At 74.0% G+C, this 18,874-nt stretch carries 16 protein-coding genes; 5 read left to right on the top strand and 11 right to left on the bottom strand.

What is annotated here, in order from left to right:
* The first annotated feature begins 31 nt into the window (after positions 1-31).
* Both LQ940_RS01235 and LQ940_RS01230 read left to right on the top strand, forming a co-directional pair.
* Positions 32-814, top strand: a complete 783-nt coding sequence (locus tag LQ940_RS01235; protein WP_231240989.1) for an inositol monophosphatase family protein — start codon at positions 32-34, stop codon at positions 812-814.
* Positions 815-870: 56 nt separating this feature from the next.
* The gene (locus LQ940_RS01230; protein ID WP_231240990.1) at positions 871-1,038 is read left to right on the top strand and encodes a hypothetical protein; all 168 of its coding nucleotides are present in this window, start codon (positions 871-873) and stop codon (positions 1,036-1,038) included.
* A 19-nt stretch (positions 1,039-1,057) separates the two neighbouring features.
* On the opposite strand, the gene thpR is transcribed toward LQ940_RS01230, so the two are convergent.
* The 6 genes from thpR to LQ940_RS01200 form a co-directional block, all read right to left on the bottom strand.
* Positions 1,058-1,627: an RNA 2',3'-cyclic phosphodiesterase gene (gene thpR, locus LQ940_RS01225; protein WP_231240991.1), complete on the bottom strand. Its 570-nt coding sequence runs from the start codon at positions 1,625-1,627 to the stop codon at positions 1,058-1,060.
* Positions 1,628-1,639: 12 nt separating this feature from the next.
* Positions 1,640-2,368, bottom strand: coding sequence for a VIT1/CCC1 transporter family protein (locus LQ940_RS01220; protein WP_231240992.1), 729 nt, complete (start codon positions 2,366-2,368; stop codon positions 1,640-1,642).
* 71 nt (positions 2,369-2,439) lie between these two features.
* Entirely contained in the window at positions 2,440-3,585 is a 1,146-nt protein-coding gene (locus tag LQ940_RS01215) for an acyl-CoA dehydrogenase family protein (protein WP_231240993.1), read from the bottom strand.
* 47 nt (positions 3,586-3,632) lie between these two features.
* Complete coding sequence (locus LQ940_RS01210) at positions 3,633-4,319, bottom strand: NAD-dependent deacylase (protein ID WP_231240994.1); 687 nt, start codon at positions 4,317-4,319, stop codon at positions 3,633-3,635.
* Positions 4,316-4,927: a class I SAM-dependent methyltransferase gene (locus LQ940_RS01205; protein WP_231240995.1), complete on the bottom strand. Its 612-nt coding sequence runs from the start codon at positions 4,925-4,927 to the stop codon at positions 4,316-4,318. Before LQ940_RS01205 ends, LQ940_RS01210 begins: the two co-directional genes overlap by 4 nt.
* A gap of 58 nt (positions 4,928-4,985) precedes the next feature.
* Positions 4,986-5,591 (bottom strand): TetR/AcrR family transcriptional regulator, encoded by a 606-nt coding sequence (locus LQ940_RS01200; protein ID WP_231240996.1) that lies wholly within the window; start codon positions 5,589-5,591, stop codon positions 4,986-4,988.
* A 148-nt stretch (positions 5,592-5,739) separates the two neighbouring features.
* On the opposite strand from LQ940_RS01200, the gene LQ940_RS01195 reads away from it, so the two are divergent.
* Together LQ940_RS01195 and LQ940_RS21845 are read left to right on the top strand one after the other, a co-directional pair.
* Positions 5,740-7,908 carry an ABC transporter permease gene (locus LQ940_RS01195; protein WP_231240997.1) on the top strand — a complete coding sequence of 723 codons (2,169 nt, stop codon included), beginning with the start codon at positions 5,740-5,742 and terminating at the stop codon, positions 7,906-7,908.
* 16 nt (positions 7,909-7,924) lie between these two features.
* Positions 7,925-8,215, top strand: a complete 291-nt coding sequence (locus tag LQ940_RS21845; RefSeq protein ID WP_374229447.1) for an Rmf/CrpP family protein — start codon at positions 7,925-7,927, stop codon at positions 8,213-8,215.
* Here the strand turns inward: LQ940_RS21845 and LQ940_RS01190 are convergent.
* The gene (locus tag LQ940_RS01190; protein WP_231240998.1) at positions 8,209-9,150 is read right to left on the bottom strand and encodes a 1,4-dihydroxy-2-naphthoyl-CoA synthase; all 942 of its coding nucleotides are present in this window, start codon (positions 9,148-9,150) and stop codon (positions 8,209-8,211) included. The genes LQ940_RS21845 and LQ940_RS01190 overlap by 7 nt on opposite strands.
* 55 nt (positions 9,151-9,205) lie before the next feature.
* On the opposite strand from LQ940_RS01190, the gene LQ940_RS01185 reads away from it, so the two are divergent.
* Entirely contained in the window at positions 9,206-9,652 is a 447-nt protein-coding gene (locus LQ940_RS01185; protein ID WP_231240999.1) for a nitroreductase family deazaflavin-dependent oxidoreductase, read from the top strand.
* A 91-nt stretch (positions 9,653-9,743) separates the two neighbouring features.
* On the opposite strand, the gene LQ940_RS01180 is transcribed toward LQ940_RS01185, so the two are convergent.
* From LQ940_RS01180 to recC, 4 genes are read right to left on the bottom strand one after another with little or no spacing between them, the layout of a single operon-like run.
* Positions 9,744-10,355: an ACT domain-containing protein gene (locus LQ940_RS01180; RefSeq protein ID WP_231241000.1), complete on the bottom strand. Its 612-nt coding sequence runs from the start codon at positions 10,353-10,355 to the stop codon at positions 9,744-9,746.
* 43 nt (positions 10,356-10,398) lie between these two features.
* Positions 10,399-12,159, bottom strand: a complete 1,761-nt coding sequence (recD, locus tag LQ940_RS01175) for an exodeoxyribonuclease V subunit alpha (RefSeq protein ID WP_231241001.1) — start codon at positions 12,157-12,159, stop codon at positions 10,399-10,401.
* Positions 12,156-15,500 (bottom strand): UvrD-helicase domain-containing protein, encoded by a 3,345-nt coding sequence (locus tag LQ940_RS01170; protein ID WP_231241002.1) that lies wholly within the window; start codon positions 15,498-15,500, stop codon positions 12,156-12,158. Before LQ940_RS01170 ends, recD begins: the two co-directional genes overlap by 4 nt.
* Positions 15,497-18,841 (bottom strand): exodeoxyribonuclease V subunit gamma, encoded by a 3,345-nt coding sequence (gene recC / locus LQ940_RS01165; protein ID WP_231241003.1) that lies wholly within the window; start codon positions 18,839-18,841, stop codon positions 15,497-15,499. Before recC ends, LQ940_RS01170 begins: the two co-directional genes overlap by 4 nt.
* Positions 18,842-18,874: the final 33 nt, after the last annotated feature.

The raw sequence follows: 18,874 nt of genomic DNA, 5'->3' as shown, positions 1-18,874 counted from the left end.
CCGTCCGCACCCGCTCAGTAGGTTGGGACGCGTGGAGACCGACGACGTCCTGACCCTGCTCAAGGACGTGGCGGCGGAGATCATCGACCCCCGCTTCCGCGCCCTGGCCTCCGAGGAGATCTCGCACAAGGGGCCCGGCGACCTGGTGACGGTCGCGGACCGCGAGGCCGAGGTGCTCATCACCGACGCCCTCGTCGCGGCCTACCCCGATGCGGTGGTCCTGGGCGAGGAGGCGGCCTCGGCGGACGCGTCGGTGCTGCAGCGCTACGCCGGCGCCGAGCACGCGTTCACCGTCGACCCCGTCGACGGCACCAAGAACTTCGTCTCGGGCTCCCCCGACCACGCCGTCATGGTCGCCGAGCTGAGGGCCGGCGAGGTCGTGCGCAGCTGGATCTGGCAGCCCCAGCACCGGGTGGCCTACGTCGCCGAGCGCGGCGCCGGCGCGTGGCGCGACGGCGAGCGGCTGGTCCGGCCGCCGCTCGGCGACGCCGCACGCGGGGTCACCTCGCGTCGGACCTGGATCGGGCGGGCCCTCGGCACCCTCCAGGCCCTGGAGCTGACCTGGGTGTGCTGTGGCGTGGACTACCCGCGCCTGGTCGAGGGCGCCGCCGACTACGCCCTCTACGCCGGGACCAAGCCCTGGGACCACGCCCCGGGCTCCCTGCTGCTGACCGAGGCCGGGGGCTTCGTCGGCACCTTCGGCGGGGCGCCGTACCGGCCGCAGGAGCCGGAGCCGCGCGGGCTGATCGCGGCGGCCGACCGGGCGACGTACGACCTGGTGCAGGGGCTGATCCCCTCGCTGCCGGGTCTCTGAGCCCGCCTCTGTCTTAATACGATAGGGTTACTCCACTTAAATCACAGGAGGCGACCATGACCCAGCACCCGACCGACGACGCCCTGGCGAAGGCCCTTCGCCGCCGTGACGCGACGATCCGCCACCACAGCGGCGTCACCGTGCTGCTCGAGCGCCGCCCCGACCTCGAGGGCGTCGTGCCCATGGCGGACCTGATCCACGAGTCGGTGCGGTGGGCGGCCTGAAGGGCCTGCGGCGCGCACCTCAGCCGAGCGGGAAGGTGTCGACGATCTCGTAGCGCGGGCGACCGCGGGGGCCCTCGCCGAGGTGCGAGGCGACCAGGGAGACCCGGTCGACGGTGAAGGCGGGGCCCTCGTAGGCGTCGAGGAGGCGGACCCAGTTGCTGGTCTCCGTCGGCCGGCCGATGCGGGCCACGGTGACATGCGGGCGGAAGCGCCGCCCGTCGATCTCGATGCCCGAGGTGGCCGCGGCGGTGCGGGTGCCGGCGGCCAGGCGCTCGAGGGAGCTGCGCTCCTCCTCGCCCAGCGCCAGGCCCGCGTAGAGCACGCGCGACCGGGCGGCGTGGGGGAACGCCCCGCCCCCGGCGATCCGGGTCTCGAACGGCGTACGGCGCGAGGCGGCCGCGCCCAGGCGCTCGACGAGATCGTCGAGTCGGCGCTCCGGCACCGACTCGAGGAAGGCCAGCGTGACGTGCAGCTGGTCGACCGGCACCCAGCGGAAGGGCGCGGCCTCTCGACGCGGCTCCAAGAACGCGTCGAGATGCTCGGTCACGACGAGCGGTGGCACGACGGCCACGAACATGCGCTGCCCCATCGTGCCAGCCTCTCAGACCTGCGTGCCGAGCAGCGTCCCGATCAGGTAGGTGACCCCCATGGCGAACAGGCCGCCCGCGACGTTGCGCACCACCGCCCGGGCGGTCGGGCCGTAGCCGAAGCGAGCGCTCGCCCAGCCGGTGAGCGCGAGCGCGATGGTCACGGACGCGACTGTGACCCCGACGCGCAGGTCCCGGCTCACCAGCAGGATGGTGAGCAGCGGCAGCAGCGCACCGATGGTGAAGCTCACCATCGAGGCGAACGCCGCACTCCAGGCGCTGGTGATGTGGTCGGGGTCGATGCCCAGCTCGGCCTCGGCGTGCGCGCCGAGGGCGTCGTGCGCGGTGAGCTCACGGGCGACCTCGAGCGCCAGCTCCTCGCTCAGGCCCTTGTCGACGTACAGGCCGGCCAGCTCGTCGAGCTCGTCCTGCGGGTCCTCGCTCAGCTCGCGCCGCTCCTTGTCCAGCAGCGCGAGCTCGGAGTCACGCTGCGTGCTCACGGAGACGTACTCGCCGGCCGCCATGCTCATCGCACCCGCGACCAGGCCCGCCACGCCGGCGACCATGATCGAGCCGCGGTCGAGGGTGGCGCCGGCGACGCCCACGACGATCCCGGCCGTCGACACGATGCCGTCGTTGGCTCCCAGGACGCCGGCGCGCAGCCAGTTGAGCCGACTGCGCGAGGACTCCTGGTGCGGCTCGTCCTCGTGCCGCCCGGCCCCGATCCCTGCGGCGGTGCTCATGGCTCATGGTCCCGAGCGGCGCGGGTGCGCCGCAAGCAAGGCGACCCTGGGCTGGGCGAGCGGCGGGAGGCTCAGAGGCCGAGGTCGCGGCCGATGAGCTCCTTCATGATCTCGTTGGATCCGGCCCAGATCTTCGAGACCCGGGCGTCGCGCCAGGCGCGCGCCACGCGGTACTCGTTCATGAAGCCGTAGCCGCCGTGCAGCTGCACGCAGTGGTCGAGGATCTCGTTCTGCACCTGCGAGGTCCACCACTTGGCCTTCGCCGCGTCGACCGCGCTCAGCTCGCCCTTGGTGTGCGCGACGACGCACTGGTCGACGTAGGCCTGCGTAACGTCGACCTGCGTGAACAGCTCGGCGAGCAGGAACTTGTTGTGCTGGAAGGACCCGATGCCCTGGCCGAAGGCCTTGCGGTCCTTGGTGTACTGCAGCGTCTCGACCAGGATCTGCTGCGCGTGGGCGAGGTTGGAGATCGCGCAGCCCAGACGCTCCTGCGGGAGGTTCTGCATCATGTGGATGAAGCCCTGGTCCAGCTCGCCGACGATGTCGTCGTCGGTGACGCGCAGGTTCTCGAAGAAGAGCTCGGCGGTGTCGGACTCGTCCTGCCCGACCTTGTCGAGCTTGCGGCCGCGCGAGAAGCCCTCGGCGGAGGTCGGGACGCCGAACAGCGTGATCCCCTTGGCCTTCTTCTCGGGCGAGGTACGGGCGGCGACCACGACCAGGTCGGCGGAGTAGCCGTTGGTGATGAAGGTCTTGGAGCCGTTGATGACCCAACCGTCGCCGTCGCGCACGGCGGAGGTCTTCAGCGCCGCGAGGTCGGAGCCGCCCGAGGGCTCCGTCATCCCGATGGCGGTGAGCAGCTCGCCGGAGGCGACACCGGGCAGCCAGCGCCGGCGCTGCTCCTCGGTGGTGAGCTCGACGAGGTACGGCGTGACGATGTCGGCGTGGATGCCCACGCAGGAGGACAGCGCGGCGTTGACCTTGGACAGCTCCTCCAGGAGCACGGCGTTGAACCGGTAGTCCCCTGCGGCCGCGCCGCCGTACTCCTCGGGGATCTCGAGCCCGAGGAAGCCCTGCTTGCCGGCCTCCAGCCAGAACTCCCGCGGCAGCGCCTTGTCGGCGGCGTGCTGCTCGACGTGGGGGACGACCGACCGGTCCAGGAACTCGCGGACCGACGAGCGGAACGCCTCGTGGTCCTCGTCGTAGATCTCGCGCTTCATGCCCTCGATCCTACCGGCGGGTAGCCGCTGGCCGGCCGGGAGCCGGATCAGCCCAGGAGCTCCTCGACCCAGGCCGGGACGAGCAGCCCCGCGGGGCCGTGCCGGGCCTCGTCGAACAGGTCGGTGCCCTCGCTGGGCTGCAGGTTGAGCTCGAGGGTGCGGGCGCCGTACGCCGCCGCCTCCCGGACGAAGCCGGCGGCCGGGTAGACCGCCCCCGAGGTCCCGATGGACACGAACAGGTCCGTGGTGGCGAGCCGGTCGAGGATCCGGTCCATCTCGTAGGGCACCTCGCCGAACCACACCACGTCCGGACGGAGCTCGCTCACCCCGCATCGTGGGCAGGGCGGCAGGTGCTCCAGGTCGCCGTCCCAGGGCACCCGCTGACCGCAGCCGCGGCACAGCGCCGAGAGCAGCTCACCGTGCATGTGCACCACGCGCGTCGAGCCGGCCCGCTCGTGCAGGTCGTCGATGTTCTGGGTCACGACGAGCAGGTCGTCGCCGAGCGCCTGCTCCAGCCTGGCCAGCGCGTGGTGGGCCGGGTTGGGCCGGACGCCCGCGAGCGCCGCGCGGCGGGCGTCGTAGAAGCGGTGCACGCGGATCGGCGCGTGGTCGTAGGCCTCGGGGGTCGCGACCTCCTCGACCCGATGGCCCTCCCACAGCCCGTCGGCGTCGCGGAACGTCGGCACCCCGCTCTCGGCGGAGATGCCCGCGCCGGTCAGGACCACGATCCTCATGCGTCCCTCCGGTGCACGGTGACGACGTAGCCGCCGTCGTCGTACGGCGCCCGGTCCCACGTGGCGAAGCGCTCCTGCGCCACCAGGCCGGCGGCGGCGAAGGCCGCGTCGACGTCGGCAAGCGGGGTGACCGGGCAGTCCCCGGGCAGGTGGTCCGCGTCGAGGCCGAACCCGCACACGACCAGGCCTCCGGGCACTGCGTGCGCCGCCAAGCGCGCGGCGGCCGCCTGCAGCGTGGCCGGCTCCAGCAGCGGGATGACGTTGCCGGCCAACAGCACCAGGTCGAAGGTCTCACCGAGGTCGAGGGTGGCGAGGTCACCCTCGCGCCAGTCCAGCTCCGGCGCCGCGGCACGGGCCTGACCCAGCATGGTCGCGTCGACGTCGACCCCGACGACGACGTAGCCCAGCTCCTGGAGCCGTACGGCGATCCGGCCGGTGCCACACCCGGCGTCGAGCACCCGCGCAGGCGGCCGGACCAGCGCGCCGACCAGGCCGGCCTCGCCGTGGACGTCCTGGCCGCGGGCCGCAAGCGCGGCGAACCGGCGAGCGTACGCCGCGGCGTAGTCGTCGCCGGTCGTCTCGCGGGCGATGCGCTGCCAGAGGGTCACGGACCAGTAGTACCAGGCCGTCTCGAGGTCTGCTCCCACACCGGCGAGGCACGCGGGGCTAGGTCGCGGTGACCGGCGCCTGCAGCATGCCGGCGACCGCGTCGCACAGGAAGGCGCCGGCCTCGTTCCAGCGCGGCCGCTCGCCGGTGCGCTCGGCGTCCTCCTCGATCTGGGCGCAGGCGGTGCTCACCACGTGCGCGGTGAGCCTGGCCCGCCCCGCGATCACCTGGCGGTCCAGGCTCGCGAGCCGCTCGGCGGCCGAGGCGACGATGCGGGCGGAGGTGGAGAAGCGGTCCCGGTCCCGCATCAGCTCCGCGGTGGCCGGGTCGTGCATCGCCTGGCGCAGGAAGCGCGCCCGATACGACGGGAAGGGCAGTTCGTCCAGCGCGTCGGTCAGCGGGATCACGAGAGCGCGGACGTCCCCGAGCAGCGAGTCGGACTGCGCGAACATCCGCTGCTGCGCCGGCTCGACGGAGGCGGCGTGACGATCCAGCAGCGCCTCCAGCAGCCCGGTCCGGCCGCCGAAGTAGTAGCGGACGGCCGAGTGGTTGCTGTTGTGGGCCGCCTCCGCGACCTGACGGTCCGAGACCGTCGAGATCCCGCGCGCGGCGAAGAGCCGCTCGGCGGCGTCGAGGAGGGGCTGGCGGACGTCCGGCCGCGGCATGGCTCCCCCTCGGTGGCTGGCGACGCGGCCCTCACGGTACCGAGTCTTGGCGTTTTACGCCATGTGACTTAATATTTTGCCAGGCCCGGCACCGGGTCCTGCCACCGCGTGCGGCGCCCACCGAGGCGCCGCTGAGGAGAGACCCCCCGTGTCTACGACCACTGAGCCTGCCGGCGTGAAGTACCCGCCGCCGCCGCCGGAGACCCCGGCCGAGCGCAAGGGCCGCATGATCGCCCTCTTCGTGATGCCGTTCCTGATCGTCACGATGATGTACGCCACCTACATGGGCACCATGCACGACCCCCAGCCCCGCGACCTGCCCGTGGCCGTCGTCGGCCAGGGAGCCGCGGCCGAGCGCTTCGCCGAGCGGCTCGAGGACGGAGCGGACGGGGCGCTCGACGTACGCCTGGTCGAGGATCTGGCCGAGGCCGAGGAGCTGATCGGGGACCAGGACATCGCGGGCGCGATCACCCTCCCGGAGGGGAGCGGGGCCGCCACCGTCTACCGAGCGATGGCCGGCGGCGCCTCCCAGGCGACGCTGGTCGACCGCATGCTCGGCGGCGCCGCCGTCGCCGAGTCGTGGTCGGTCGAGACCGTCGACCTGGGCAAGCTCCCCGAGGGCGACGGCTCCGGGACCATGGTGCTCTTCGCCGCGATGGGCATGATGCTGGCGGGCTACGTGCCGCTGAGCTCCTTGCTGAGCGGTACGCCCAACCTGCTGCGGGTGCGTCGCTTCCTGCCCCTCGCCGTCGGCTGGGGTGTGCTCACGAGCTCGCTGATCTGGCTGATCCTCGGGCCGATCGTCGGGGCCGTGGAGGGGCACTACCCCCTCTTCCTCGGCGTCGGCACGCTGGCGGTCACCGCCGTCGCCACGGCCCAGCTGCTCTTCACCAAGGTGATGGGCCCGTTCGCCGTGCTGCTGGGCATGCTGCTGTGGGTCATCTTCGGGGTGCCGTCCTCCAACCTGGCCCTCTCGGTGCACTCGATGCCGGAGTTCTTGCAGTTCCTGCACAGCGTATTGCCGCTGCCCGCGGCGGGCGAGGCGCTGCGCTCGGCGATCTACTTCGACGGCTCGGGCCTCTGGGGCCACGTCCTCACCCTCGCCGTCTGGCTGGTCGTCGCCGCCGGCCTGGCCGCCCTCAAGGAGCGCCGCTCGGGCCACCTCATCGTCGGCGGACCCGTCTACACCGGCCCGGACGCACCCCTCGCGGCACTTCCCGGCGGGCCCGTGGCGCCGTACCGGACCCGTCTGGCCGCGACGGCGCTCTTCCCGCTCAGCATCATGATCACCGTCGTGACGCTGATGAGCCTGTCGATGCACCAGCCCGACGTGCACGACATGCCGGTCGCCGTGGTCGGCCCGGCCGCCCAGGCCGACAAGGCCGTCGCGGGCCTCGAGGCGGGTCTCGGCGACTACCTCGACCTGCGCGTGGTGGAGTCCACCGACGAGGCCGAGGAGCTGCTGCACAGCCAGGAGCTGGTCGCCGCGTACGTCCTGCCGACCTCCGCCGACGCCGACCCCACGCTGATCACCGCCGCCGGCGCGGGCCCCAGCCAGCAGTCGGTCGTGACCCAGATGTTCCAGGGCGTGGCGGCCGAGAGCGGCGGCGCACTGGCCATCGAGGATCTCGCCCCGCTGACCGACGACGACAGCAACGGCTCCAACAGCATGTATGTCGGCATGGGCTGGATCATGGCGGGCTTCCTCTTCTTCGCCGTGATGCGCGGGGGCGCGCCCGACCTCACCCGCACCCGTCAGCTCCTGCCTCTGGTCACCGGGTGGTCGATCGGCATCTCGGTCTGGCTGTGGTTCCTCTTCGACGTGCTGATCGGCGCGGTCAACGGTCACGCCCTCGAGCTGATCGGCTACGGATCCCTCACGGTCTTCGCGGTCGCCTGGGCCAGCGCCGTGCTGATCCGCATATGGGGGCTGGGCGCCCTGGTCCCGGTGATGATCGTGGTCATGCTGGCCGGCGTCCCCGCCTCCGGCGGCGGTCTGTCGCTCTACATGGTCCCCGAGTTCTTCCGGCCCCTCGCCGACCTCCTGCCACTCCCGGCGGCCGTGGACCTCGCCCGCTCGGCGGTCTACTTCGACGGCGAGGGGGTCGGCGGCAACCTGCTCGTCATCGGGATCTGGGGCGCTGTCGGTCTGCTGCTGAACCTGCTGGTGGCCGACCGGTGGTTGAACCGGGACAGCGCTCGGCCTCCCGCCCCGATGGGACCGCGCCACCGCCCCGAGCGCCCCTCGAAGTCCGCCGACGCGGACGACGACGGCGTGCTCGTCTCGGCCGGGGCCGACCCCGAGCCGACCGGCTGACGGCGGTCCGCAGGCCATGACTCCCGGCGACTCCCGTCGGCCGCGCCCCCTCCCGGGCGATCGGCCGCGGGAGCGCCCGGGAGCGCCTGCGCCAACGACGTCCCTGCGTCAGGCGGTGCTCGACGCCTGGTACGACGGCGTGTCGGCGGCGCGGGCCGGGCGCCCGCTCACCAGCTGCCCGCACCGACCGCCCTTCGACGCAGGTCAGCGCCTCCTGGCCCTGTGGTGGCTGCGCGGCCACCACGCCGTGGTGGGCAGTCCGGGCCGCGGAGGCCCGGCTCCGTCACCGAGCGACGGGGCTCAGTAGTACCAGGGGAACGGCGACCAGTCGGGCTCGCGCTTCTCGAGGAACTGGTCTCGTCCCTCGGCGGCCTCGTCGGTCATGTAGGCCAGGCGGGTGGTCTCGCCGGCGAAGAGCTGCTGGCCGACGAGCCCGTCGTCGATGAGGTTGAAGGAGTACTTGAGCATCCGCTGGGCGGTCGGGGACTTGCCGTTGATGAGCCGGCCCCACTCCAGCGCGGTCGCCTCGAGCTCGGCGTGGGGTACGGCCTTGTTGACCGCGCCCATGCGGACGCCGTCCTCGGCGTCGTACTCCTGGCCGAGGAAGAAGATCTCCCGAGCGAACTTCTGGCCGACCTGGCGCGCGAGGTAGGCCGAGCCGAAGCCGCCGTCGAAGGAGCCGACGTCGGCGTCGGTCTGCTTGAAGCGCGCCTCCTCCCTGCTCGCGATCGTCAGGTCGCACACGACGTGCAGGCTGTGCCCGCCGCCGGCGGTCCACCCCGGTACGACGCAGATGACGACCTTGGGCATGAACCGGATCAGCCGCTGGACCTCGAGGATGTGCAGCCTGCCGAGCTTGGCCTTGTCCACAGAGTCCGATGTCTCACCCGCTCTCCCGTCTGCTCCCTCCGGTCGCGTGTACTGGTAGCCGGCGCGGCCTCGGATGCGCTGGTCGCCCCCGGTGCAGAACGCCCACTTGCCGTGGCGCTCGCCGGGGCCGTTGCCCGTGAGCAGGACGCAGCCGACGTCGCTGCTGATGCGCGCGTGCTCCAGGACCCGCAGCAGCTCGTCGACGGTGTGCGGGCGGAAGGCGTTGAGGATGTCCGGCCGGTCGAAGGCCACCCGGACCGTTCCGTGCGCCTTGGCGCGGTGGTAGGTCAGGTCGGTGAGGTCCTCGAAGCCGGGCACGGCATCCCAGGCCTCGGGGTCGAAGGTCTCCGACACGCCGTCGATGGCACTCATGCCGGCGACTGTATCGGCGCTGGAACAGACGCCGACGCTGTGGTCTTCTGGAGGCATGACACTTGAAGGCGAGTACGAGCCCAGCCCCAGCGAATGGGTACGCGACCAGGTCGAGAAGTACGAGGCCAGCGGCGGCCGCGAGGCCAACACGCTGATGGGCAAGCCGGAGTGGCCGATCGTGGTGATCACGTCCCGAGGAGCGACCTCCGGCAAGCTGCGCAAGAACCCGGTCATGCGGGTCGAGAAGGACGGGGTCTACGCCGCGGTGGCGTCCAAGGGCGGCGATCCGGAGCACCCGTCCTGGTACCGCAACTTCCTGGCCCACCCCGAGGTCGACCTCCAGGACGGCCCCGAGCCGCACACCTACGTCGCCCGCGTCGCCGAGGGCGAGGAGCGCGCCGAGTGGTGGGAGCGCTGCGTCGCGCAGTACCCGCCGTACGCGGAGTACCAGGAGAAGACCGACCGCGAGATCCCGGTGTTCCTGCTGGAGCGCAAGGACTGAGCGCCTCCGGTGGGGTAGTCCCTGGCGTTTGTGTCGGTGAGAACACCGTTCCCACAGCACAAAAGTCCGGGACTATCCCGGCGGGCGAGCCTCAGCCGACGCGGGCGATGGACTGGGCCAGGCCGGCGAGGTGGCCGAGGCGGGCGATCTCGGAGTCGAGGTACTCCGGGCCGCCGTGGCGCCCGATGACCAGGATCTCGTTGCCGTCGAGTCGGGCGGCGGCGTACAGGGTGACCTCCTCGGCGAGGGACTCCAGGCGACCGGGGCGCTCGATCTCGACGAACGCGAGCTCCTCGGGAGCGGCGCCGGTGCCGTAGAGGATGCCCTTGGCGCGGTGCAGCCGGATGCCCCAGTCGGAGCGGAAGGTCATCGGCAGCAGGTCGACCAGGCGGTTAACGGCCTCGGCCGGGTGCGCGGTGAGGTCCTCGACCGCCTCCAGGTCGAGGAAGAGGTTGCCGCCGGCGGCGTACCGGCTGATCCAGACGACCTTGACCCCCTCGAGCAGGTGGCAGGCCGACACGATCGAGTCGGGCATGCTGCCGGGCTGCATCTCCAGCAGCACGTCGTCGACGGCCATGCCGTCGTGGCGCTTCTCGACGATCTCGATCGCCTCGATGTCGCCGCCCGCCTCACCGACGGCGCTGGCAAGGCGCCCCAGCGACCCGGGGACGTCGGGCAGCTCGACACGCAGCAGGTAGGGCACGCTCGACCCTAACCCGCCGGTGTTGCGGTGCGGTTTCGGTTTCTCAGTCCGCGGAGCGCGCCGCGAGGAGTCGCTGACGCAGCCCCGTGGCGCGCTGTGCCTGCGTCTCGACCGCGGCGCGTACGGCGGCCTCCGTGCCGACCACCCGCACCTGCCGCTGGGCCCGGGTCACCGCGGTGTAGAAGAGCTCGCGCGTCAGCAGCCGCGACCCGGCCTCGGGGAGCAGCACCGTGACCCGCTCGGCCTGGCTGCCCTGGCTCTTGTGGATCGTCATCGCGTGCATGGTCTCGATCGCCTCGAGTCGCCCCGGGGCCAGGTCGCGCACCGACTCCGACCCCGCGACCCACACCCGCAGCCGCCCGTCGGGCTGCGCCACCGCCACGCCGGTCTCGCCGTTGTAGACGCCCAGCGCGTAGTCGTTGGTCGTCACCAGCACCGGGCGCCCGACGTACCAGGCGGTGTAGATCGGCTGCCCGGTCTCCTCGGCGACCCAGCGCTCGACGGTGCGGTTCCAGTGGCGGACGCCGTAGGGGCCCTCGCGGTGCGCGCACAGCAGGCGGTGGCGGTCGAGCGCCGCCAGCGCCCGCTCGTGGTCGCCGGCCTCCGCGGCGGCGCGGATCTCCAGGGCCGCATCGAGCGCGTCGCCGCGCAGCGCCTCCGCCGGCTCGTCGGTCTCGACGAACTCCACCTCCTCGCTCGTACGGCGCAAGGTGGCGAGCACCTCGTCGGCGTCGCCCCCGCGCAGCGCCTCGGCGAGGTCCTTGATGTCCTCGGTGGAGCGGTAGTTCTCGGTCAGGGACACGACCGGCGAGGCGGGGTGGCCCTCGAAGCCGCGGACCACGTCGGCCAGCACCGCGCCGGCCCCGACCGAGGTGAGCTGGCGCGGGTCGCCCACCAGGACCAGCCGGGCCTGCGGGCGCACCGCCTCCAGCAGCCGGCCCATCATCGTGAGCTCGACCATCGAGCACTCGTCGACCACGACCACGTCGTACTTCAGCCGGTTGCCGCGGTCATGGCGGAAGCGCGTGGCGTTGTCGGGGCGCCAGCCCAGCAGCCGGTGCAGCGTCATCGCCTCGGGGCGACCGACGCGCTCGCGGTCCTGCGGGTCCAGCAAGGCGAGCTCGCCGAGCACCGCCTCCTGCAGCCGCGTCGCGGCCTTGCCGGTGGGGGCGGCGAGCGCCACCGAGAAGCGCTCGCCCAGAGCGGCGGCCTGGTCGGCGAGGAGCACCAGCATCCTGGCCACGGTGGTGGTCTTGCCGGTGCCGGGGCCGCCGGTGAGGACGGTCGTCCACTGCCGGACCGCGGCCACGGACGCGGCCTCCTGGGCAGCGCTGAGGTGCTCGCCCCGGACGCGCGCGAGCGCGGACGCCAGGGCCTCCTCCGCCACCGGCGGGGCGCTCGCGGCGACGCGGGCGAGCAGGTCCTCGCCGACCTGGGTCTCCAGGCGGTGGTAGCGGTCGAGGTAGACCAGCGCCTCCTCGAGCCGGAGCGCGCCGGCGGCCACCAGCGGCGAGGCAGCCACCGCCGCCGTCCAGTCCTGGGCCGTCGGCCAGGGGAGCTCGGGGGCCAGGGCGGCGACGGTGGTGAGGTCGACGCAGACGGAGCCGGAGCGCACGGCGCGTACGGCCAGGGCGACGGCGAGCAGCACCCGCTCGTCGGACTCGCCGCCGAGGTCGCCGACGCGCCGCGCGACGTGCACGTCGCCGGCCTCCAGGACCCCGGCCACGTTGAAGGAGGCCAGCAGCCCGGTCGCGGCGAGCGCGAGGCGCCGGTCGTAGGGGGCGGGCTCGAAGAGCTCGGTCATGGCCTCGCCCCCGGGGCGACGACGCCGTCGAGCAGGTCGGACAGCTCCTCGACCAGGGCGACCGGCGGGCGCCAGCTGAAGATCCCGCACGGCTCGCCGTCGACCAGCGGGGTGTCGGGGCCGCACATGCCGCGCAGGTAGAGGTAGAGGACACCGCCGAGATGGCGCTGCGGGTCGTAACCGGGCTGGCGCCAGCGCAGGAAGCGGTGCAGCACGGCGGCGTACAGCAGGGCCTGCAGGGGGTAGTCGGAGTGCGCCATCGCGGCGTCGAGCGCCTCGGGCCGGTAGGAGTGGGCGGTCAGCGGGAGGTCGCGGGGCCCGAGCCAGTTGGTCTTGTAGTCGACGATCAGGTAGCGCGGGTCCTCGGCGTCGCCGAGCCGGAGCACGACGTCGACGGAGCCCGTCAGGTAGCCGCGCAACGACTGCTCCCCCAGGGCCGGGACCTCCAGCGCTGCGGCGTAACCGCGCACCGGGTCACCCTCGGGCAGGTGGCGCAGCAGCAGCGGGGCGAGGTCGGCGAGCCGGGCCCCCCGCTCGCCCTGCGCCGCGAGGTCTCCCCCGGACAGCGGCAGCTCGAAGTCGAGCTCGCGCAGCCGGTCGCGCAGCGGGATCCGCCGCAGCGTCGCGCCGCCGGCCAGGGGCCCGAGCGGCGAGTCGCACACCGCGACGAGGGCGTCGGCGAGCTCGTCGCGGTCGAGCTCGACGGGCCACCACACGAGCTGCTCGTCGAGGTGCTCGAGGATCTCCGCGCGCAGGTCCGGCGCGTCGGGGTCGAGGTGCTCCAGTACGCCGTGCACCAACGACCCGAACGTCGCACCGACCGGCAGACCCGCCATCGGCGACGGCACCCCGCTCCCCGCCCCCGCGGCGGCCTCCGGGAGGGCCTCGACGTCCTCGTCGTCCTTGGCCGCCACCTCGGGCTCGCTGGCCACGCCCGCCGCCGGCGCCGCCTCGACGTGGCTCAGCGCGGAGTACGACGTGCGCCGCCACTCGGTGTCGACCTCGCGGTCGAACGTGCGCACGGCCAGGTCGCCGAGTGCCGGAAGCACCGGGTCGGGTCCGGGGTCGGCGTGCAGGGCGGCCTCCGGCACCGGCCCACCGCGGTCCCGCCACGCCGAGAACAGCCCGACGACGGCCTCGTCGGACGGCACCGGCGGCGCCTCCGGCACCAGCCCGGCTCCGAGGTCGGCGCCCGGGTCGCGCATCAGCAGCCGGTGCAGCGGCGACGCGACGGCGTTCTTGGTCGGCGCCCACCAGCACACGACCTGCGACTGCGCGCGGGTGAGGGCGACGTAGAGCAGCCGGAGCCACTCGCCGGCCTCCTCGTCGGCCCAGCGGCGCACGTGCTCGCTCCACCCGGAGCCACCGGCCCCGACGTCGAGGCAGCGCCGGCCGTCGGGGTCGTGGAACAGCGGCCGGGTGGGCTTGGGCACGAACCGGTCGGCCAGGGAGGGCAGGTAGACGACGGGGTACTCCAGGCCCTTGCTCGCGTGGATCGTCACCAGCTGCACGGCCGCGGCGTCGGAGTCCAGGCGACGGGTGCGCTCCTGTCCCCGACCCGCACGGCCCTCGGCCACCCGCGCCCGGAGCCAGGCCAGCAGCGAGACCACGCCGAGGCGCTCGGTGGTGGCGACCTCGTGCAGGGCCTCGCCGAGGTGGCGCAGGTCGGTGAGCCGCCGCTCGCCGCCGACCTCGGCGAGCACGCGCGCGGGCAGCCCCCCGGCGTAGGCGGCCTCCATGACCGCGGCGATGCCACGGCGCGGGACCAGCTCCACCCAGCCGCGCAGGATCTCGCTGAGCTCGTCGGTGAGGGTGTCCCCGCCCCGGTCGAGCTCGGCGGCGGTGCGGCCCAGGAAGCAGGTGAGCGCGGCGGCGCGCACCCGCGGCGAGCGGTGCGGCTGCTCGAGCGCCTCCAGGAGGGTCAGCCACTCCACGGCGGCCGGCGTCGCGAAGACGCTGCCGCCGCCGGCGATCACGGCCGGGACGCCGGCCGCGTGCAGCGCCCGCTGGGACTCGGCCAGGTCGGCATGGCGGTAGCAGATGACCGCGACGTCCGCGGGCTCGAGCCGGCGGCCCTCGAAGGTGGCTCCGGCGGCGAGCAGGCGGCGTACGTCGAGGGCCAGGTCGCGGGCGATGTGCGGCCGGACGTCGGCGACCGCGAGCGTGGCGTTGGCGCCGCGCCCGAAGGTGTCGCGGCGCACGACGCGCAGCCGGAACGGGGAGGACGAGGGCGCGCCGGCCAGCCGGCTCTCGTCGTGGTGGGCCTCGACCGGGCGCACCACGATCCGGTCGTCGCCGAGCTCGGCACCGAGCAGCAGCCGCTGGGACGCGGTCAGCAGGCCGGCGTCGGTGCGGCGGTTGACCCCGAGCGTCTGCCGGGCGGTAGCGGTCGCGGCCGCGGCGAGGTACGTCGTGACGTCGCCGCCGCGGAACGCGTAGATCGCCTGCTTGGGGTCGCCGATCAGCACCATCGTGGCGACGCCGGTGAACGCGCGGTCGAGGACCTGCCACTGGACCGGGTCGGTGTCCTGGAACTCGTCGACCAGCACGACCCGCCAGCGCTCCCGCATGCGCACGCGGGCGGGAGAGCCGGCCGGCTCGAGCGCCTGGGCCAGCTGCTCGAGCAGGTCGTCGTAGGAGAGGACGCCGAGCCGCCGCTTGCGCACCTCGAGCTCCTCGCGCACCTTAAGCGCGAACGAGACGCGCCGACCGGCGGGGGTGGCGCGGTCGTCGGCAGCGGGCTCGAGGTGGGCCTGCGGGTCCCGCACGACCGCGCGCGCGATCGCCATCGCCTCGGTGTGGGTGAAGGCCGGACGGTCCTCGGAGAACGCGAAGGCTCGCAGGTACAGGTCGTCGACGACCTCGGACACCACGTCGTCGAGGTCCTCCACCAGGCGGGCGCGGGCGTCGGTGTCGCCGGCGACGCCGAGCGAGCTCAGCACCATCGAGCAGAACTGGTGGGTGGTGGCGATGGTCGCGGCGTCGAAGCCGACCAGGGCGTCGACGACGCGCTGGTGGCGCCGCGCGCGCTCGGCGTCGTCGCAGTCGAGGATCAGCCGGAGCAGGTCGGAGCTCGACGGGTCGACCGCGGGGTCGCCGTCGAGGGCTAGCTCGGCCTCGACGAGCTGGGCCCGCACGCGCTCGCGCAGCTCCTGGCTGGCGGCGCGACCGAAGGTCACGACGAGCATCTCGTCCAGTCCGGCGACCCCCTCGGCGACGTAGCGGGTGACCAGGGCGCCGATCGTCCAGGTCTTGCCGGTGCCGGCGCTGGCCTCGAGCAGCGTGGTGCCGACCCCCGGCAGGTCCGCGGTGATGTGGAACGGCGCCAGCTGCTCGCTCACAGCGGCCCCACCCTCTCGCCACCGGTGAGGAGCGGCTCCCAGACCTGCCAGGCGTAGGTCGCCAGGCCGGCCTCGAGCAGCACCTCCAGCGGCGCGTCGCGGCCGTAGGTGCGCACGTGGTGCGGGTCGGCGTCCTCGCCCTCGATGCCGAAGGAGTTGTGGGGGTCGGTCTCCCACGACCTGCGCGCCAGCGACTCCGGCGCGACGTCGTCGCCCTGGAGCTGACGGGCATGACCCTCGGCCCAGGCGGCGCCGGTGGCGATGGGCAGCGGCAGCGGGGAGCGCAGGCCGAGGTCGCGCAGCGCGACGAGGGTGCGCAGATGCTCGGCCGCCCGGTGGTCGAGCGGTCCGGCGAGGGCTCGGCGCGGCCCGGCCCGCTCGCGGCCGACGGCGTGGGCGGTGTAGCTCTCGTCGGGGCGCGCGGCGCTCAGCGCCAGCAGGTCGATCCAGGAGAGCAGCCGCTGGCGGGGCTTGAGGCGGGAGTAGCCCAGGGAGACCAGCTTGGCGCCGTAGACGCCCGACACCGTGCCGGACAGCCGCCGGCCGCCGCCGAGCTCCACGTCGACGTCGACGGAGCGGAGCGTGCCGGCGCGCAGGTCGGCGGTGCGGGTGAACAGCTTCTGGGACTCCTCGACGACCTTCCGCAGCTCGCCCGAGCCGAGCACACCGGGCGGAAGGGTGCCGCGCAGCTGCTCGGCGGTCATGACGGCGGTCGGGTCCTGGCCGGCCAGCACCTCCCGCAGGAGGTGGTCGCCGACCTGCCAGAGCTCGAGGTTGTCGAGCTCGACCGGGATCGCGTCGCTGAGCTCGTCGGGCTCCAGCGGCGTCGAGATCTCCAGGCGCTGGCGCAGGAAGGAGCGCACGGGATGGGTGAAGAAGGCCTTGAGGTCGGCCAGCGACACGTCCTCGGCCGGCCGCTCGGCGAGGGGGGCGTCGAGCAGCGGCGGCACCGGCCGGCGCTCGGTGACCAGCGCCCGGGCACCGCCCAGGGCGGCCCGGTCGAAGCTGAACGGACGGGCGTCGTCGCCGACGGCCAGGCCCCCGGGCTGGAGGTTGCGCGGGTCGTAGGGCTGCAGCGGGTGGACCCTGAGGATCCGGTCGCGGACGGGCGCGGACGTCGTACGGTCGGCGGCGTCGAGGATCTCGCCGAGGGGGACGGCGGGCGGGCGCTCGGCGCCGGAGTGCTCGTTGGCGCCGGAGTAGGTGATGACGACGGTCTCGGTGGCGGCGAGCAGCGCGTCGAGCAGCAGCTGGCGGTCCTCGCTGCGCGCGTCGCGCTCGCCGGTGAGCGGCCGACGGGCCAGGGCGTCGTCGCCGTCGTCGACGGTGACCCGCGGGAAGACGCCGTCGTCGAGCCCGACCAGGCAGACGACCCGGTGGGGCACCGAGCGCATCGGCACCATCGTGCAGACGGTGAGCGTGCCGGTGCGGAAGTTGGCGCGCGTGGGCCGCCCACCCAGGCGCGACTGCAGCAGCGCGCGTACGTCGGCCAGGCGCAGCGCCACGGCACGCCCCTCATCGCTGGACGCGGCGGCGCGGGCCAGCTCCCGCTCCAGCTGCGGCACCTGCCAGCCGTCGTCGTCGTCGACGTCGGTGAGCCCGCGCACGCCGTCGGCGAGCACCCGCATCCAGGTGTCGACGTCCGTGGCCCGTCCGAGCTCCGTGACGCAGGCGGCGAGCCGGTCGACCATCTCGGTGAGGCGGCCGACGAGGTCGATGTCGCCGCTGCCGACGTCGTCGACCGGCAGCCCGCGGCCGAGGTGACGGTGGTCGTCACCGCTCATGGCGACGCCGAGCAGCACCCGGTCGAGCCCGGCGCGCCAGGTGTTGTGGGCGAAGCCCTGCATGGCGAAGCGCCCGCGCTGCTCGGCGTCCAGGCCCCAGCGGATGCCGGCCTGGCCGACCCAGCGGGTGATCCGGTCCAGGTCGTCGTCGCTGAACCCGAACCGCACCCGCACCGCCGGAGTGCTGGCCAGGTCGAGCACCTCCGAGGCGCGCATCCGGCCGTCGGCCAGGTCCACCAGGGTGGCGGCGACCGCCAGGAGCGGGTTGGTGCTGGTGAGCGCGCGGTCGGCCAGCCGGACCCGGAGCCGGTGGGCCGGGTGTCCGCCGCCGTCCCCGTCGTCGACCACGTCGGCCAGCCCGAACCCGGCCGAGATCAGCGGCGCGTAGGTCTCGATGTCGGGGCACATCACGAGGATGTCGCGCGGCTCGAGCGTCGGGTCGTCGGCGAGCAGCCCGACCAGCACCTCGCGCAGCACGTCGACCTGGCGCGCCGCGCCGTGGCAGGAGTGCACCTGCAGGCTGCGGTCGGCGGGGTCGTGGCTGCGGTGGGCACGCTCGGCCGGCGTCGGCGCGTGGTTGGCGCGCAGGTCGTGCTGCAGATGAGCGAGCAGCGTGGTCGGCGCCCGCGCGCTCGTGGCGATCGGGTGGTCCTCGGTGTCGACCTCGGCGAGCGTGCGGTGCAGCTCACGGGTGTCGCGGCCCAGCGAGGCCAGCAGCGGGTGACCCACGAGCTCGGCCGAGGTGTCGTCGTCGCGCGCGGTCACCCCGCCCGCCCCCGCGAGCGCGTCCCAGAGCACGGGCGAGGGCTGGGGCAGCCAAAGGTGGACGTCGCGGTGCTCGCCCAGCGCGCCGAGCAGCGCCACCTCGGTCACCGGCAGCCGGGTGTGGCCGAAGAGGCTCAGCCGGGCGGGCAGGTCGAGCCCGTCGCCGCCGGCGCGCAGCAGGCCGAGCGCCCGCGCGTGGCGGAGGTCGGGCGGCTCGACGCCGGTGCGCTCGAGCAGCGCGCGCCACAGGTGCGCCTGCCAGGCGAGGTCGCTCGGGAGCGGGCCGCCGGCCCCGTCGGTGTCGCGGCCCTCGCGCCAGTCGGTGACGAGCGTGGGCCGCTGGACGGCGTACGACGCGAAGAGGCCGGCGAGCCGGCGGGCCACCGAGTAGCGGCGGTTGCGTCGCAGCAGCACCTCGTCGCCGTCGAGACCGTGTCCGAGGTGGGCGGCGAGAGTGGCGCACCAGGGCTGGTCGAGGCTGTCGTCGATCGTGGCCAGCAGCGGCCAGACCAGGCGGTCGGGGTCCCACAGGTCGTCGCGCTCCCGGTCGAGCAGCAGGCTCACCAGCGAGCGCGGGTTGAGGAACCGCACCCCGGCGCAGACGCCGTCACCGCCGCGGGGCCCGGCCCCGAGACGATGGCTGAGGCGCTGCGTCAGCCACCGCTCCACGCCCTTCGCCGGCACCACCACGACCTCCTGCGCGAACGGGTCGGGCAGCGGCGCGGCCAGCAGCCCGCCGAGCGCGTCGGCGAGCTCGTCGGTGCGCGGCGCGCGGTGCAGGTGGAGCGTCATCGTCGCCGACCCTAGTGCGGCGCGCCGACGGGG

The sequence above is a fragment of the Nocardioides sp. cx-173 genome (assembly GCF_021117365.1).
Lineage (GTDB): Bacteria > Actinomycetota > Actinomycetes > Propionibacteriales > Nocardioidaceae > Nocardioides.
Note: the sequence above shows the minus strand (reverse complement) of the source record. Positions and strands in the feature narration are given on the sequence as shown.